Consider the following 16,432-nt stretch of genomic DNA (forward strand, 5'->3'; position numbering starts at 1 on the left):
TCGTCGCCGTCGGTCCTCATGTGCCCGAGTGGGACCGCACGTTGGCATCTTCCGGCCCCGGCAGCCGTGCCACGGCGGCCCTCAGGTCGTGGTCCGGGTGAGCCGGCCGCTCAGGCTGGCCGCGGCCAGCTCGACCCGCGAACGGCAGCCGGTGCGGGCGAACAGGCGGGTGAGGTAGTTCTCCACGGTCTTCTCACTGAGCTGCAGGCGCAGCGCGATCTGCCGGTTGGTCAGGCCCTCGCCGATCAGCTCGATGATCCGCTGCTCGGTGACGGCCAGGGCGTCACGCCGACCGCGGGTGCGCGGGGCGGGGACCCCGCGTTCACGGGTCGCCCGGCGGATACGCTCGAGGAGCACCGACGCACCGCACTGCGTGGCCAGTGTGTGGGCCTCGCGCAGCCAGGGCCGCGGGTCCTCCGCGAACCGGGCGATGGCCAGGCAGGATTCCAGCAGCGCGGGCAGATCCCCTCTCGCGCGCGTCAGGTCGGTGGCCGACCGGGCCGACCCCAGGTCGCGGCGTACCAGGCCGCGCGCCAGCAGAAGGCTCTCCCGTGCGTCCGCGCGGTCCTCCTGGGGCAGCAGCTCGATCTCCGCCAGCAGTTCCGCGGCGTCTTCGTGGGCGTCACTCGACACCGCGATCCGTACCGCCCGCGACAGCAGAAAGTACAGACCCGCGTGCAGTCCGGCCCGGCGCAGCCTCGGTCCGGCCAGCAGGGCCAACCGCACCGCCCGGCCGGGGTCGCCCATCCTGTCGGCCATGCCGACGCGCACCCAGGTCCGCATCACCGCGAGCCTGGGGGCCGGGGTCGCGGCGGCCAGCCATTGGGCCGCCTGCCCGAACTCGCCGCGGGCGGCGCACATGTCCGCGGCGAACAGGCGCGCCGCGTGATGCGCCAGCGTGTCCTCGGCGCCCGACAGTTCCAGTTCCCGGACCGCGGACATGGCCTGCGTCCAGTCGGCGTCGGCGTAGCCCCGTACCACCCGGTGGTAGGCACCGAGCACACCGGTCACCGGCACCTGGTAGCGGGCACCGAGCGTCAGCCGGGCCACATCGGCCATGTCGGCGACCGAGGTGGCGCAGAGCAGTTGGTCCAGCTCCGGGGAGGGCACGGTGCCGCCCGAGCCGCGCCAGGCCCGCTCGCAGGCGTCGACGTCACCGGAGAGCGCCGCGCTGAACAGGTCCATCCACTCGGCCCCGGCCCGGGCCGCCCGCGCCGAGTCCGGGCGGAGCGGCTGCCGTGCGCCAGGAGTGAGGCGACGACCGAACCACCACTCCGAAAAGCCGATGGGCCCGCGGCCCGCGAAAGGTGCGTCCAGCAGCGACCGTACGGCACGTTCGGCGGGCAGCTCGCCGGTGTGCAGGGCGACAAGAACGGCCGCGAGGCGGATCTCCGTCAGGGCGTCCTCGGCGCAGCCCTGCTCCGCGTACCGGGTGAGCACCTCTCGCAGCAGTTCGTACCGGCCGGTACGGACGACCAGGGCGAGCAGTCTGGTCAGCGTGCGGGTGTGTTCGGGCCCCTTCGGCGGCAGGTGCCGCAGTGCGGCCGAGTACCACAGTGCGGCGCGCTCCGGCTCGTCGGGCTCGGCTGTCGCGCTCAGGTCGATCAGCCAGCGGACCATGTCGTCGTCGAGCGTCACGGCCGCTCCGCCGCGCGCGATGTGGTCGGCGAGCGACACGGGGTCGACCCCGCCGTGCCGCCGGTGCCGGGCCAGCAGCCGCTCGGCGATCGACGCGTGCAGCGAGATGCCGCAGCGGGCGCCTGAGCGGCCGGCCACCGTGGCCGCCAGGGCGGGGCACCGGCAGGAGATCAGGCCCGCCGGGTCGGCCGTCAGCACCCCCGCCTCGATCAGCAGGTCAAGCAGCTGGCCGCAGTCGGCGGGGTCGGTCCCGAGAGTCTCGGCGAGCAGCGGCAGGTCGTCCACGCGGAGGCCGTTCAGGACCGCGACCGCGACCAGGAGCCGCACCGCCGGATCGCCCAGTGAAGCCGCATGGCGCAGGAGGGGGTGGTCGGCGGGCAGTGCCACCGGCTCCATCGGCGCGCTCAGGCACAGCCGACCACGGAAGGCGATGAGCCGTCCGCTTCCGCGTAGCTCGTCGAGGGTGCTCAGGACTGTGCCCGGGTTGCCTGACAGCGGTCCCAACGCCGTGCGCAGGGCGGCCGGCACCGCCTCGTCCAGGCGTGCTCCCCTCACGCGACGGACCAGGGACTCCGCGACGTCGTCGGCCAGCGGACCGATCGTCATCACCTGGTCGGCGACGGTCAGCAGCTCGGCGAGCCCCGGGCCGCGCTGGGCGCCCTCCTCGCAGGTGGCCACGACCAGACAGCCGGACCGGCGGGCCGCGGTCAGCACGGGGGCGGGCTCGGCGACCGCGTGCGCGTCGTCGGCGAGGACCGCGACGCGTTCCTGACGGCCGATGGTGTCGAACAAGCCGCCCAGCGCGGCGACCATGGACGGCGTCCATCCGCCGCTGTCCTGTCCCCCCGCGTCGCGCAGCCGGGCCACCGTACTGAGCGCCTCGGCCAGCCCGGCCTCGTGGAACTGCTCGAACCGCTCGCGCACGGTGCGCACCAGCACGGTGAGTGCGAACGCGTCGCCATCGCTGTCCGGACCGGCGCCCAACCGCAGCGGCAGGACCCGTGTCCCGTCCGAAGCCAGCATCCGGCCCACCGCGTCCAGCAGTGTGGTCCTGCCGATACCGGCCGGTCCCTTGAGGACGATCAGGCGTCCACCTTCGGGCGCCAGCGCCGTGCGCAGCGCCGTCAGTTCATGATCCCTGCCCCGCACTGCGGCACGCGCTCGGGCCACTGCCCGCCTCCTCCTGTGGCGCCTCGCGCGGCAACAGCCCGCAGGGCTGCTGCCGTACCTGGTCTCCGCAGCCAACTTCGAGCGGCACAACGCTCGTTCACACCGGGCCAACGCTGCCCGTATATCGTATTACCTTTCAAAAATCTGTCGGGCGCTGCAGGCATACTGGACGGGTGATCGATCACTGGCGCAGTGCGCCCGACACGGCCCGGCCGGTGGAGGCACCGGTCGGCCGTGACGACGTCGTGGCGAGGGTCGTCGACCTCGCCATCTCCCCGGACTCTGCGCCGCTCGTCCTGATCACCGGCCCCATCGGCATGGGGCGCAGTACGGTGCTGGCCGCCGTCCGGAGCGAGCTGGTCGCGCGGGGCTGCACTCCCCTGTCGCTGCGGGTGGCGCGCAACGAGCGGGACCGCCCCTATTCCCTGGCCTCCAGGCTCTCGGCCGAGCTCGCCGCCCTCCACCAGGGCGGCGACGTCAGGCGTACGGCGAAGGACACGGCGCCGCTCGCGGAGGCCGGCCGGCAGGTCGCCGCCGAGCTCCGGTCGGCCCTCACCGCGAGCGACAAGCTCACTGTGCTCATCGACGACGCGCACTGGACCGATCCCGGTTCCCGCGCCGTATTGCTGCCGCTCGCCCGCACGTTGGCCGCGGGCACGGTCACGTTCGTCTGCACGGTGCGCCCCTCACCCGCCGACCCGGCGGGAGACCTGGCCGCGCTGGAGCAGTTGCAGGCCGCCTCGCTCGCCGAGGTGGTGTCGCTGCGTCCGCTGCGCGAGCCGGAGATCAGCGCGCTGATCGCCCGGAGGCTGCAGGCCCGGCCGACCGCAGCACTGCTCTCCTATCTGCAACGGGAGTGCCGCGGCAGGCCCGCCGCCGTGCTCGCTGCCCTGGCGGGGCACCAACGCACCGGAGAGCTCTACGTATACGACCGGCACGTCTACCTCACCTCGCCGGACCGGCCGCCCGAACTGCCCATCGACCTGCCGCCGATCGAGTACCTGCGCCGGCTGGGCGGTCCGGTCTGGTCGGTGGCCAAGGCAGCGGCGGTGCTTCTCCCCTTGGGCGGCGCGGCGACCAGGCTGATCGCCGAAGCGGTGGGTCGGGGCGAGGACGAGGTCCGTGGCTCGCTGTTGACGCTGTGCGCCGAGGGTGTACTCCGGCAGGGTCCGGAAAACGGGCACTGGCGGTTCCGGCTGCCACTGCTCACCTCCGCCCTGACCGGCTGCCTCGGGCCGTACGAGCGACGCAGGCTCGCCCAACTGGCGGTCACCGCGATCTGGGCAGGCGACGCCACCGCGGATGACCGGTATCTCGCCGAGCAACTGGTCACCGCAGGACGGTTCGTGGACTCCCGGCGGGCGTCCAGAGAACTGCTCGCCCAGGGCACAGCCGCCATGCTGGACGACGGATACTTCGCAGAGCGCTGTCTGCGCGCCGCCATCGAGCTGATCACCGAGCCGCAGCAACGCGCCTGGGCACTGGTCACGCACGCCACCGCCTGCCACGTCCATCTGCGGTTCGCCGAGGCCGGCGACAGCGCGTTCAGAGTGCTGTCCGAACACGCCCATCTGGTCAGCTCCGAAGCGCTGTTCGAGATGGAGATGGTCTATATTGCCGCGCTGGCCGGAACCCTGAACACGGCTGCCCTCACCGAGATCTGCGACGGCGGCCGGCGCTCACTGCCGGGCGGGGAGGGGCACCGCATCCTGGTCCGGTGCGTCGCGCTGTGCCATCTGGACCGGTGGCGGGAAGCCGACGAACACCTGGTGTCCCAACGGCACATCTGGCGACGAGACAACGATGTCGTCGTCGCGTTGGGCCTGCAGATCAGCGAGTGCGTCGACGCGTACCTGGGCCGGACCAAGCCGCTCGACCAGGCCGTCGCGGATCCGCCGGAATGGGCCCTGTGGGCGTCGGGGACGCGACACCGCTTCGAGCGGCTGAGGCAGCTGGCCCGGACGTTGATGGCCTTCGGCGAGCTGGACCGCGCGGACCGGCTGCTGACCGCTTACGAACTGCCCTCCAGGTACCGGACATTGCCCGACCATGTGGTGGCCGCCAGTCAGAGCGGGCACTGGGACCGCGCACTCGATCTGGCCCGGCTGGGCCTGGCCACCGGCTTCTCCGTCGGTGAGCTGCCAAGCCACACTCTGGTGTCCCGCGAGACGAGCGTCATACTCGGCGCGCGCGGCCGGCTCACCGAGGCCCGCTTGGTGATCGAGCGGGCGCGCACCGTGCAGCCCGTGATGCTCCACCTGCTGGCCGTGCCGGAATCGTTCCTGGACGAGGCTCTGGGTAATACCGAACAGGCCGGCCGCGTCATCGTCGACGGCCTGGCCCAGGCCGTCGAACGAGGTCTGGTGGTCGGCATGGACGTTCTGTGGCTGAGGAGGGCGGAGCTGGAACTGGCCCGCGGCGACCGGGCGACGGCACAGCGGTGCGTGACCAGGGTGCGCAGGACAGCTGAGCTGATCGGCACCGGCCGGGCCCGCCTGTGCCACCTGCTCGCCACCGCCATGGTGCACAGCGACCGCGCCGCCGCGGCGGAGGCGGTCCGGCTCGCCCGGCAACGCGCCCAGCCGCTGGAGCTGGCCGACACCATAGCCATGGCGGTCCGCCACGAAGTGGCCGACGCCGAGCTACTGCTTGAGGCATACGCGGTCTACGGCGACCTGGATGCGCTGCTGCGCAGGGCACAGCTGCGGAACCTGATGCGCGAACGCGGTGTCGCCGTACCGCACAGAGGCGTCGTCATCGCAGAGAACGAGCGGCTGCTGGCCACCTTGGTGACCGAGGGCCTGACCAACCGCGAGCTGGCCGCCGTGCTGGGCGGCAGCGCGAAGAGCGTGGAGAGCCGGCTGGGCAGACTCTTCAAGCGCACCGGCTACCGTTCCCGCGTCGAGCTGGCCTCGGCGATGCTGACACACGAGTACCGTGCCTGAACTGACCGTCTCCTCGAAATCGTGGAGACCTGCCGGTGCTCCAGGTCGACCAGCTCACCATCCGTGAAACAGCCGAACGGTCATCTACCGCGGGTGGGGAGACGCCCTCCCCTTCGCCGCATGCACCGCCGCCCGGATCGGCGAGGTGTCCGGATGCCGCGTCGGTGACATCGACACCGCCAGTGGATCTGGACCGTGCGGCGTCAGACCACACCCGCACCCGGCGGACTGCCCGACAAGGACACCAAGGGCAAGCGCGCCCGCAGGGTTCCCGTCGTCGAGGAGATCCGCCCCCTCGCGTCACCCAGCACATCCTGTCCGCAGGCACCGACCCCGACGCCCGACTCTTCACCGGCCCGCGCGGTGGACGCGCCTCCACCGCCGTCCTGCGTGACGCCACCCACTGGGAGGACGTGGTCACCAAACTCGGCTACGAGCACCTGTGCCGCCACGACCTCCGGCACACCGGCCTGATCTGGTAATGCCGACGCGGGAGTGCGAGTCCATGTCCTGCGCAGGATCGCCGGCCACGGCTCGCCGACCACCACCCGGCGCTACCTCCACCCGGACGTACACAAGATCACAGCCGCAGGCGCAGCACTCTCCGCGCACCTCAGCGTGCTCCGCGCCCCACACTCCCCGCCGAGCCCGATCGTCATGACCTGCTGACGCCGGTCATGGACCCTGGTCCCCAACTGGTCCCCAAGAATAGCCAAGGGCCGGTTTCGGATTTCTCCGAAACCGGCCCTGACCTGCGACTGTCTCCAGTCGGGACGACAGGATTTGAACCTGCGACCCCTTGACCCCCAGTCAAGTGCGCTACCAAGCTGCGCCACGTCCCGTTGCGTCGACCCGCGGTTGCCCCGCGTGATCGCACAGACAAACCCTACCGCACACACGCCCGTGCCTCCGAGCGGTTACGGAACGGTCACCGGGACATCAAGTGCCCCTTATCGCCTCATCCGCCGCTCTACCGTCGTCCCACCCGAAACGCAACAGGGGGACGATCATGAGCAACCCGTACAACACTCCCGGCAACACGCCACCGGCTCCGGGTCCGATACCGACTCCGGCACCGGACCGGCAGGGGCCGAGATGGGCCCGTAAGAGATTCGTACTGCCCGCCCTCGGGCTCGCGCTCTTCGCCGGGATCGCCATCGGCGGCCAGGAGGACAAGCCCGAGAGGGTGTCGGCCGACCCGCGGCCCACCGCGACCGTCACAGCCACGACCACGGCGACCGCCACGGCCACCGTGACAGTTACGCCCGAACCCGCCCCGGCCGTCACCGTGTCGGCGACCAGGACGGTGACGGCCGAACCGGCCGTTGACACCGACACCGACACAAGCTCCGTCACGGGTTCCGACGGCGGCGCCGGATCCGATTCCGGTGGCGACGACGTGTACTACCAGAACTGCACGGCTGCCCGCGCGGCCGGAGCCGCCCCCGTGCATGTCGGTGACCCCGGCTACGGGCGGCATCTCGACCGGGACGGTGACGGCGTCGGCTGCGAGTGACGGGTACGGCGTCGGGGTCAGGCGTTCGGGTCGAACGCGATGCCCGCCGGCATGGCCGCCGCGAGATGGGAGTTGAAGTTGCCGTCCTTGAGGCCGAAGTTGGCACTCCCCCAGTCGGCGGCGGTCAGCTTGTCGCGGATGCCTGACGGGTAGCCGTTCCAGCCGACCAGCGCCGGGAACTGCCAGGTTCCCTTGTGGTTCTCCGGCGGCTCGTCGTTGGTGTTCGCGAGGCGGAAGCAGTGCGTCCTGATGCCGTCCTTGTGGTAGACGATCTTGGGGTGGGTGCCGTCCCAGCGGACCTGGTCGCGGGTGTGGACGCTGAAGCTGCCGTGGTTGGAGGTCGAGACGTACTGCGCCACTCCGTCCTTGACCCACACCACCACGTGCTCCCAGTCGTGCCGGTGCCCGCCGATGCTGGTGCCCGCGAGGGCCTGGTCCTTCTCGAAGTAGAGGCCGTAGATGATCGCGCACCAGCCGTTGTTGCACTTGTAGCGGGAGTAGCCGTTGGTGTTGTCGAGGTCGGAGGCGTCACGGCACGACCCGTTGAGGGCGCCGGTCGGGTTGAGGCCGCCGTTGAGAGTGCCCGTGGAGCCGATGGCGGGGGTGGAGTAGCAGCCGTCCGTGTCGTAGTCGTACGCCGGTTGGTACGTCTGCTCGGTGCTGTCCGCGTTGGCCGGCAGGGCTCCGGGCGGGGCGGCGAGCGCGGTGCCGGGAAAGGCGACGACCAGCGCCACCGCGCTGCCGAGGACGAGCGAGGCTCTGCGGGTGCGCTCAGATCTCTTCACGGGGGCCTCCTGATCGATGACGTCCGAGGGGACGTGCTCGGTCAGATTGGCATGCCCATATCACGGATGGGTCACTCGGAAGGAAAGCTTCAGGGGCGCCCGGCAGACATCTTGGCCACTCCGGTCGGTTACTCCGGTCGGCTATTCCGGCGGGGTAGGAGTGTCGTGCGTCCGGTACATCGCCTGGACGTCCAGCTCCAGTTGGACCGTAGGACCGACCACCGCGATGCCCCGGGCCAGCATGGAACGCCAGTTGAGGGTGTAGTCCTCCCGGTGCAGTTCCGCCCGGGCGCGGGCGGCGCAGCGCAACTCCTCGCCGTAGCCGCCGTTCACCGACCCCAGGTAGGTCGTGTCCAGCGATATCGAGCGACTCACCCCGTGCATCGAGAGCGAGCCCTGCACCACCCACTTCGCACCGGCCCGGTAGGAGAACCGCGAGCTCACGAAGTCGATGTACGGAAACCGCTCGACGTCCAGGAAGTCCGCCGACCGCAGATGGTTGTCCCGGGTCCGGTTCCCGGTCGTGATGCTCGACGCGTCGATACGGACCTGCACCCGGGACTCGGCCATCGACTGCGCCACCTGGATGCCGCCCTCGAACCGCTCGAAGCGGCCGTGCACATGGCCCATTCCGACATGCTTGGCGATGAACCGGATCGCGGTGTGCGGCGGGTCGAACAGCCAGGTGCCGGGCACGGGGAGGTCCAGCCGCCGGGCCGGTTCCAGTTGGACACGCTGCGTCGGAAGCATCACCCCGTCGAGGAGATCGACCGTCTCGCGGTGCGGTGTCAGACCCTCGGCGGAGATCATCAGGCTGTAGCGGCCCGACGGAAGAATGGCGAGGAAGTAGCCGTACGGGTCCGTCGTACCGCGTGCCATCACCTGGTGGGCGTCGGTCGCGCTCACGGTCACCTCGGCGCCGCCCATGGGCTGGCCCAGCGGATCCAGCACCTCGCAGCCGAGGGAACCCGCGCCCGGCGGGAGGGGAAGGGAGAGGCCCTCGCGATCGGAGACTCCTCTGGACCGCAGGCGCCTGAGCAGTGCGAGGGCCATGGGTTCACCTTTCTGTTCTTCTACTGTTCTGTTCTTCTACTGTGTGCCGTCATGGTCGGGTGGGGTGGCGGTGGCTCAGTCCGTGCCGGGCACCGCGCCCCGGTACGCCGCCCGCAGCACACCGAGCACGCCCTCGGGTGTCACCTCGCGCGGGTTGGCGTACGGCCGCTGCCCGGTGACCTGGGCCGCCGCCACCGTCACATCGGCCTCGGTGAGGCCCAGTTCGGCGAGGGAGCGCGGGGCGCCGAGGCGTCCCGCCAGCTCCCACAGGGCAGTTGGGGCGTCCGCCGCGCCGCCCAGCGCACGGGCGACGGCGTCGGCCGCGTCCGGTGCGGCGGGCGCGTTGTAGGCCAGGGCGTACGGCAGGACGACCGTGTGGGTCTCGGCGTGCGGCAGGCCGAAGGTGCCGCCGAGGACATGGCAGAGCTTGTGGTGCAGGCCCATGGTGGTGGCGCCCAGGCAGGAGCCGCACAGCCACGCCCCGTACAGGGCCCGGCCGCGCGCGTCGGGGGACGCGGGGTCGGCGGCCACGTCCGGGAGCGCCCCGGCCATCGCCCGTACGCCCTCCTGTGCCATCAGCGAGACGAGCGGGGAGGCGTCGGGGGCGTACAGGGCCTCTACGGCGTGCGCGATCGCGTTGATGCCGCTGGTCACCGAGAGCGGGACCGGCAGCGAGAGGGTCAGCTCGGGGTCGTACACCACACTGCGCGGCAGGACCGACCGGTCGCGGCCGGTGCGCTTCAGGCCCTGCTCGGTCAGGCCCCAGACGGAGGTCATCTCCGAGCCGGAGTAAGTGGAGGGCACGGCGATCAGCGGCAGCCCGGTGCGCAGCGCGATCGCCTTCCCGAGGCCGATCGCACTGCCGCCGCCGACCGCCACACACCCGTCGGCGCCCACCGCGAGCGCCACTTCGACGGCCCGGTCGGCGACTTCGACGGGTACGTGCATCCGCGCCTCGTCGTGCAGACCCGCCAGGGCCGGTCCGAGCGAGTCGGCGACCGCCTGCGCGGTGCCCTTCCCCCGCGCGCCGCACACCACCAACAGCCTTCGCAGACCGAGCCGTTCGGCCTCCCCCGCGGTCGCGGTCACGGCGGCCCCGGCCCGCAGCACGACCCGCATCGGCTGGGCCTCGTACACGAAGTCCGGTGCGCCGATCACGACTTCCTCTCCGCCTTCTCCAGCACGAGGTCGAAGCGTGCGTGGCGGAAGGGAATCGGTACGCCGAACTCGGCCGCCAGGGACGGGTCTTCGGTCTGGGTGAAGTCCTGGACGAGGCTCTGCTTCACCGCGAACACGGCGTCCGAGTCGAGGTAGTCGCTGCCCGCCACGAAGATGTGGGTGGTGACGGGCTCGTGACCCCCGGCCGTGGCGATGAAGTGGATGTGGGCGGGGCGGTAGGGGTGCCGGCCGGTGGCGTGGAGCAGGTCGCCGACCGGGCCGTCCGTCGGGATCGGGTACGGGCTCGGCACGCAGGTGCGGAACCAGAAGCGGCCCTCCGCGTCCGCGGTGAAGAGCCCGCGGCCGTTGCCCGGCGGCTGGATATCCGGCTGCTGGACGTCGTAGTAGCCCTCGGCGTCGGCCTGCCACACGTCAAGTACCGCGCCGGGCAGCGGAGTTCCGTCCCGGTCGAGCACCCGCCCGCTGACCACGCACGGCTCACCGGCGCCCACCAGGTCGATGTCGGCGCCGAGTTCACGTACCGGCGACTCGGTCATGTGGAAGGGACCGAGCACGGTCGACTCGGTCGCGGCCGGGTCGCGGTGCCCGTTGAGGGTCTCCACGAGCATCGAGACGCCGAGGACGTCCGACAGGAGGATGAACTCCTGCCGGGTGTCGGTGCAGGTCTGCCCGGTCGCCGTCAAAAAGCCGATGGCCCGCTCCCACTCCTCCATCGTCGGCTCGGTCTCCCGTACGAAGGCGTGGAGGTGCCGGGTGAGGGCGGTGAGCAGTTCGCGCAGGCGCGAGTCGGCGGTCCCGCCCATGCTGTCGACGACGGCCTCGGTGACGGCGGTCGTGAATCCGGCACCCTCACCGCTGTCACGTGTCTCGGGTTCAGTGGTCATTCCGTGCTCCTCGTCCCGTCCGTCAGGCATGTCCGAGGATCTGTCGCAGCGCGTCCGTCAGCAACTGTTCGGCGTTCTCGGCCGCTTCGGCGTGTCGGAAGGCAACGAACCCGTCCGGGCGTACGAGGAGCACGCCCGCGTCGGACACCTCGCTGAGGGCGGCCCAGTCGCCGTACGGGTCCTCGTACTCCTGGCCGGGGCCGACGACGACCGTGGCGATGTCGAGGGGCTGTGTCTTCGCCGCGCGCACCCAGGCGTCGCCGCCGATCCCGGTGAGGAGGGTGAAGCGGCCCCGGCCCACGGTGTCGAGGGTGGACAGGGTGCGGGTGCCGGAGGTGAGCCAGGCGTGCGGAAGCTTCGCGCCGGGGCGGGTGGAGGGCTGGTGGTGCAGTTCGGGGTCGCGGGCGAAGCCGGGGTCGGGGGTGCCGTCGGGGACGATCGCGGCGGACTCGTAGCGCTGGTTGAGGTCGACCCCGTGGGCGTTGAACTCGTACACCTTGGCGGCGATCGCCTCGCGCAGCCGGGCGCGCTGCTTCGCGGCGGCCTCGGTGGCGTCCTTGCGGGCGGCGATGTTGGCCCACAGTTCCTCGGGGGTCTGCGGGGAGAGCCCGTCGAGCGCCTCGAAGATCGGGGCGGTCTCGCCGATGGACTTGTTGGCGCGGGTGACGATCTGCCTGCCGACCGGGGCGCGTTCGGCGGTGTAGCTGTCGAGCAGCGACGGGGCTGCGACGCCGTCGAGGACCAGCTTCAGTTTCCAGGCCAGGTTGTAGGCGTCCTGGATGGAGGTGTTCGAGCCGAGCCCGTTGGACGGCGGGTGCCGGTGGACGGCGTCGCCGGCGCAGAGGACGCGCCCGTTGGCGTAGGTCTCGGCGTACATCTCGTTGACCGTCCAGGCCGAGGACGACCTGATGGTCACGGGGATGTCGTCGTCGCCGACGAGCCTGCGCACGACTCCCTCGGCGTACTCGGTGGTGAGGTCGGGGGCGCCGGCGGTCACGTCGTAGCCCCAGACGATCATCCACTCGTTCCAGGGGCGGACGTTGCGGACGAGGCCCGCGCCGATGCCGCCGACGGTGGCACCGGGGGCGAGCACCCAGTAGAGGGTGGAGGGGCGGTGGGCCGTGTACCGGGTGAGGTCGGCGTCGAAGACGATGTTGATGCTGCCGGCGACGCCCATCTGGCCGCCCATGGGCAGTCCGGCGTCCTCGGCGACCTTGGACCGGCCGCCGTCGGCGCCGATCAGATAGCGGGCCCGGATCTCGTACGTGTCGCCGCGCAGCCGGTCGCGGACGGTGGCCGTGACGCCGGACCCGTCCTGAGTGTGCGTCAGATACTCGGTCTGGAAACGGAGTTGGGTGCCGCGTGCGACGGCCGCGTCGACGAGGACCGGTTCCATCAGGTGCTGCGGCATGTCGCACATACGGGTGGGGCTGGCCAGTTCGTGCGCTGCCTGGACGAGCGGGTCGTTGCCCCAGGAGCGGATCCGGCCCAGTTCCTCGCCGGCCAGACCGGTGCAGAACGTGGTGTTGCCCATCAGGTGCTGGGGCGTGGCCCTGGCGACCACGTCGCCCTCCACGCCGAGGTCGCGCAGGACCTCCATCGTGCGCTGGTTGGTGATGTGCGCACGGGGCGTGTCGGCGAGGCTCGCGTACCGGGTGACGACGGTGTTGGGTACGCCGTAGGTGCTCAGCGCGAGTGCGGCCGACGCCCCGGCCGGGCCGCTGCCCACGATCAGTACGTCGGTGTCGACAACGGCAGGCACGGGAGCACTCCAAACGGTGGGCAGGCCGCGCCCGGAACAGCCGGGCGGCCATCCGTGATCGTGGAGCGGCACGGCGGTTCATGGGTGTCTCATTTCGAGACACCCGGTACTTCCCGGCATCTGTTCCGGCATCTGTTCCGGTGTCTGTCCAGGTGTCTCCGCACACCTCTTCGACGGTCGCCGGAACCGGCCCGATACGGTGAGTGGTGACATGACCACAGCCGAAGTGTCTCCCGCCCTCCTCCTGATCGGTCAGGCGCGCCAGCGGTTCCTGGCCGGCCGTCCGCTGCCCGACGACGTCCCCGACGAGACCGTCGCCGCCTGGCGCCGCGCCCGTTTCCTCGGAGTACGGCACGACGTGCGTCAGGCCGACTCCGTCGACGGGCGGGCCCTCGCGTCGGCCTTGCTGGCCGCGGCCCGGCCCGTCCTCGAACGGCTCGCCCCGGCGCTCGGCAGCCGGTCGGCGCTGCTGCTCACCGACGAACGGCCGCGGGTGCTGTGGGCGACGGGCGGCGCGCCCTGGGGCGAGGTGCGCAGCGATCTGGCGGAGCAGGAGGTCGGGCACAACAGCGCGGCGCTCGCCCTGCGCGTGCGGCGGCGCGCCGAGGTGCACGGCCCCGAGCACTTCCTCGACATGTGGCAGGACGTGTCGGCGGTCAGCGTGCCGGTGTTCGCCCCGGAGTCCGGCCGCCCCCTCGGCACGGTCACGGTCGCCTCCGGACTGTGCGCCGACGCGGGCCCGCATCCCGGCGCCGCCCTGGCGGAGGCGGCAGCGGCGGCGGTGGAGGCGGAGTTGCTGGCCCGCTCCCGCTCGGCCGAGCGGACCCTCCTCGACGCCTACGCACGCGCGGCGCGCAGGCCGGGCGGTGGGCAGGAGCGCGCGGTGGTGGCGCTGGACGGCCGCAACCGTCTGGTCACCGAGGCGGCGGTGCGGCTGGTGTCACCGCAGGTGCTGGAGTCGCTGGAGCGGGGCGCGCGGGCGCTGTTGCAGTCGTCGGCGCCTGTCGGGTCGTACGACATCGCACTGCCCGAAGGGGCCGGCTGCACCGCCGAGTTCCGTCCGGTGCAGGAGCGGGGCGACGGCCGGGTGCTCGGGATCGTCGCCGTGCTGGAGCCGGTCGCGGAGGCGGCGGTGGTACGGGCGGTGCCGCGGCCGGTGGCGGGGCGGCTGGCCGGGAGTTCGGTGCCGTGGCTGTACGCGGTGGGCCGGGCAGGGGAGCTGGCGCACGGCAGCGAACCGCTCCTGCTGACCGGGGAGCGCGGGTCCGGCAAGACCGCGCTGGCCCGCGAACTGCTGGGCGGCGCCGAGCCGCTGGTCCTCGACGCGGCCGAGGCGCCCGAACTCGCTTTGGGCGACGCCGGGTTGTCGGGGTCCCGCCCGCTGCTCCTCCGTCATGCCGAGCGGCTGGCCCAGTCGGATGTCGCCGCGCTGAACGGCCTCCTCGACGAGCGTCCGGATGTCCATCTACTGGCCACGTACACCCCCGGCACTCCCCCGGGCCCGTGTCTTCAGCGGCTCCTGGACACGCTGGCGGCCCGTTCGGTCACCGTGCCCGCGTTGCGTGAACGCCCGGAGGACATCCGTGAGTTGCTGCCGGTCCTGGCGCCGAGGCCAGCCGACGGGACACCGCCGCTCACCTGGACGCTGGACGCGCTGCGGGCGCTGGAGCGGTATCCGTGGCCGGGGAACCTCACCGAACTCACCCACCTGGTAAGGACGTTGGCGGAAACCCGGCGGGCCTCGGGCCCGGTCGGGCGGGCCGAACTCCCGGACCCGGTACGGGAAGGGCCCGCCGCGCGCCCGCTCAGCCCGATGGAGCACGCCGAGCGCACCGCGATCCTGGAGGCGCTGCGCCGCAACGGCGGCAACAAGGCCCGTACGGCGGCGGCCCTGGGCATCGCCCGCGCGACGCTTTACCGGAAGCTGCGCGAGTACCGGGCCTGAGACGGGGTCACCGCCTGGGGCGGGTGGCGCGGCGGCCGACCTCGTGACCGACGCTGTCCACGGTGGTGGGCCAGACGTGGCGCAGGCGGGAGATGTCCGTGTTGTCGTAGCCGACGACGGACAGGTCACGGGGGACGCTCAGCCCCGGTTCCCCGGCGGCGGAGAGGGCGCCGACGGAGGTCATGCCGTTGACGGCGAAGACGGCGGTGGGCCGCCCGGCGGGCCCGCCGGGCAACCGTACGACACTCCGGTGGTCCTTATGTCCTGTCAAAATATTGACAGGAAAGCCTGAAGGCACCGAGGGTGAGTAGGAAACGTTCTGGACCGGTCCAAAGAGGGGCTGTCATGGCAAGTACGCTCGGTGTCGCCGTCGTGGGGTTCGGCTGGATGGGACGGGTGCACACCCAGGCGTACGTCCGCCTGCCGCACCACTTCCCCCAGCTGGGGCTGCGGCCCGAACTGGTCATGGTCGCCGAGGAGGTGCCGGGCCGGGCCGAGGAGGCCGCCGCGCAGTTCGGGTTCGCCTCGACGAGCCGTGACTGGCGTGCCGTGGCCGCCGATCCGCGCGTTCAGGCGGTGAGCATCACCGCGCCGAACTTCCTGCACCGGGAGATCGGCGTCGCGATGGCGGAGGCGGGCAAGCACATCTGGATCGAGAAGCCGGTCGGCCTGTCCGCGGCCGACGCGGGCGCCGTCGCCGACGCGGTCGCCAAGTCCGGCGTCCAGGGCACGGTCGGCTTCAACTACCGCAACGCGCCCGCCGTGGAACGGGCCCGGCAGCTCATCGCGTCCGGCGAGATCGGCACGGTCACACATGTCCGCATCCGCCTGTTCAGCGACTACGCGGCCCACCCGGACGGCGCCCTGACCTGGCGGTACGAGCGGGAGCGCGGCGGCAACGGAGTGCTGGGCGACCTCGCCTCGCACGGCGCGGACCTGGCTCGCTTCCTGCTCGGCGACATCGCCGCGCTCACCGCCGACACGGCGGTCTTCGTGCCCGAACGGTCCCGTCCGACGGGCGCCACGGCCGGACACACCCGTGCGTCGGGCGGTGAACCGGGCCCGGTGGAGAACGAGGACTACGTCTCCTGCCTGCTGCGTTTCGCCTCCGGCGCCCGGGGGGTCCTGGAAGCGTGCCGGGTGTCGGTCGGCGAGCAGAACAACTACGGCTTCGAGGTGCACGGCACGAAGGGCGCGGTCTTCTGGGACTTCCGCCGCATGAACGAGCTGGGCGTGAGCAGCGGTACGTCGTACCAGGACCAGCCGGTCAGTACGGTGTACGTCGGTCCGGGGGACGGGGAGTTCGGGGCGTTCCAGCCGGGGGCGGCGAACGCGATGGGGTACGACGACCTGAAGGTGATCGAGGCGCACCGTTTTGTGCGCTCGGTGGCCGAAGGGATTCCGTACGGAGCGACGTTGACGGACGCGGTGCGGAGCGCTGCCGCGCTGGATGCGATGAGCCGGTCCGTGGAGTCGGGGGCGTGGGTGACGCTCGGGGCGTAAGGGTCGGTTCGTCCGCCGCGGGCCGGCGTGCGCTCCTCGCGCCCACGCGGCG

Annotated in this window: 10 protein-coding genes, 1 tRNA gene and 2 pseudogenes; 5 read left to right on the plus strand and 8 right to left on the minus strand. The window is 71.9% G+C overall.

What is annotated here, in order from left to right:
- Positions 1-81 precede the first annotated feature (81 nt).
- The gene (locus tag ACW4TU_RS05455; protein ID WP_457425159.1) at positions 82-2,808 is read right to left on the minus strand and encodes a helix-turn-helix transcriptional regulator; all 2,727 of its coding nucleotides are present in this window, start codon (positions 2,806-2,808) and stop codon (positions 82-84) included.
- 173 nt (positions 2,809-2,981) lie between these two features.
- On the opposite strand from ACW4TU_RS05455, the gene ACW4TU_RS05460 reads away from it, so the two are divergent.
- Together ACW4TU_RS05460 and ACW4TU_RS05465 are read left to right on the plus strand one after the other, a co-directional pair.
- Positions 2,982-5,753: an AAA family ATPase gene (locus tag ACW4TU_RS05460; protein WP_457425161.1), complete on the plus strand. Its 2,772-nt coding sequence runs from the start codon at positions 2,982-2,984 to the stop codon at positions 5,751-5,753.
- A gap of 85 nt (positions 5,754-5,838) precedes the next feature.
- Positions 5,839-6,422: pseudogene (locus ACW4TU_RS05465) on the plus strand (tyrosine-type recombinase/integrase); the annotation flags it as partial.
- A gap of 99 nt (positions 6,423-6,521) precedes the next feature.
- Here ACW4TU_RS05465 and ACW4TU_RS05470 read toward each other — a convergent pair.
- A tRNA-Pro gene (locus tag ACW4TU_RS05470) sits at positions 6,522-6,595 on the minus strand.
- Positions 6,596-6,762: 167 nt separating this feature from the next.
- Here ACW4TU_RS05470 and ACW4TU_RS05475 point away from each other — a divergent pair.
- Positions 6,763-7,269, plus strand: a complete 507-nt coding sequence (locus ACW4TU_RS05475; protein ID WP_457425163.1) for an excalibur calcium-binding domain-containing protein — start codon at positions 6,763-6,765, stop codon at positions 7,267-7,269.
- 17 nt (positions 7,270-7,286) lie between these two features.
- Here ACW4TU_RS05475 and ACW4TU_RS05480 read toward each other — a convergent pair whose 3' ends face one another.
- The 5 genes from ACW4TU_RS05480 to ACW4TU_RS05500 all read right to left on the minus strand — a co-directional run bounded on the left by ACW4TU_RS05480 (position 7,287) and on the right by ACW4TU_RS05500 (position 12,932).
- Positions 7,287-8,054 carry an NPP1 family protein gene (locus tag ACW4TU_RS05480; RefSeq protein WP_457425165.1) on the minus strand — a complete coding sequence of 256 codons (768 nt, stop codon included), beginning with the start codon at positions 8,052-8,054 and terminating at the stop codon, positions 7,287-7,289.
- Positions 8,055-8,195: 141 nt separating this feature from the next.
- Positions 8,196-9,107 (minus strand): YceI family protein, encoded by a 912-nt coding sequence (locus ACW4TU_RS05485; protein WP_457425167.1) that lies wholly within the window; start codon positions 9,105-9,107, stop codon positions 8,196-8,198.
- A 75-nt stretch (positions 9,108-9,182) separates the two neighbouring features.
- Positions 9,183-10,226: a maleylacetate reductase gene (locus ACW4TU_RS05490; RefSeq protein ID WP_457430721.1), complete on the minus strand. Its 1,044-nt coding sequence runs from the start codon at positions 10,224-10,226 to the stop codon at positions 9,183-9,185.
- Positions 10,227-10,261: 35 nt separating this feature from the next.
- Positions 10,262-11,170 carry an intradiol ring-cleavage dioxygenase gene (locus tag ACW4TU_RS05495; protein ID WP_457425169.1) on the minus strand — a complete coding sequence of 303 codons (909 nt, stop codon included), beginning with the start codon at positions 11,168-11,170 and terminating at the stop codon, positions 10,262-10,264.
- A 22-nt stretch (positions 11,171-11,192) separates the two neighbouring features.
- On the minus strand, positions 11,193-12,932 hold the full coding sequence (locus ACW4TU_RS05500; protein WP_457425171.1) for an FAD-dependent oxidoreductase: 1,740 nt from the start codon (positions 12,930-12,932) through the stop codon (positions 11,193-11,195).
- A gap of 211 nt (positions 12,933-13,143) precedes the next feature.
- Here ACW4TU_RS05500 and ACW4TU_RS05505 point away from each other — a divergent pair, with 211 nt between their 5' ends.
- On the plus strand, positions 13,144-14,877 hold the full coding sequence (locus ACW4TU_RS05505; protein ID WP_457425173.1) for a helix-turn-helix domain-containing protein: 1,734 nt from the start codon (positions 13,144-13,146) through the stop codon (positions 14,875-14,877).
- Between the two features lie 19 nt (positions 14,878-14,896).
- Here the strand turns inward: ACW4TU_RS05505 and ACW4TU_RS05510 are convergent.
- Positions 14,897-15,127, minus strand: a pseudogene (locus tag ACW4TU_RS05510) (substrate-binding domain-containing protein); the annotation flags it as partial.
- 95 nt (positions 15,128-15,222) lie between these two features.
- Here ACW4TU_RS05510 and ACW4TU_RS05515 point away from each other — a divergent pair.
- Positions 15,223-16,380: a Gfo/Idh/MocA family protein gene (locus ACW4TU_RS05515; protein WP_457425175.1), complete on the plus strand. Its 1,158-nt coding sequence runs from the start codon at positions 15,223-15,225 to the stop codon at positions 16,378-16,380.
- Positions 16,381-16,432: the final 52 nt, after the last annotated feature.

This window comes from Streptomyces kryoterrae, assembly GCF_054072135.1.

What these genes read in the sequence shown, in the direction of transcription:
- ACW4TU_RS05515 (WP_457425175.1), top strand. Translation starts at nt 15,223, where the DNA reads ATGGCAAGTACGCTCGGTGTCGCCGTCGTGGGGTTCGGCTGGATGGGA.
- ACW4TU_RS05485 (WP_457425167.1), bottom strand. Translation starts at nt 9,107, where the DNA reads ATGGCCCTCGCACTGCTCAGGCGCCTGCGGTCCAGAGGAGTCTCCGAT.
- ACW4TU_RS05475 (WP_457425163.1), top strand. Translation starts at nt 6,763, where the DNA reads ATGAGCAACCCGTACAACACTCCCGGCAACACGCCACCGGCTCCGGGT.
- ACW4TU_RS05505 (WP_457425173.1), top strand. Translation starts at nt 13,144, where the DNA reads ATGACCACAGCCGAAGTGTCTCCCGCCCTCCTCCTGATCGGTCAGGCG.
- ACW4TU_RS05495 (WP_457425169.1), bottom strand. Translation starts at nt 11,170, where the DNA reads ATGACCACTGAACCCGAGACACGTGACAGCGGTGAGGGTGCCGGATTC.
- ACW4TU_RS05490 (WP_457430721.1), bottom strand. Translation starts at nt 10,226, where the DNA reads ATGCGGGTCGTGCTGCGGGCCGGGGCCGCCGTGACCGCGACCGCGGGG.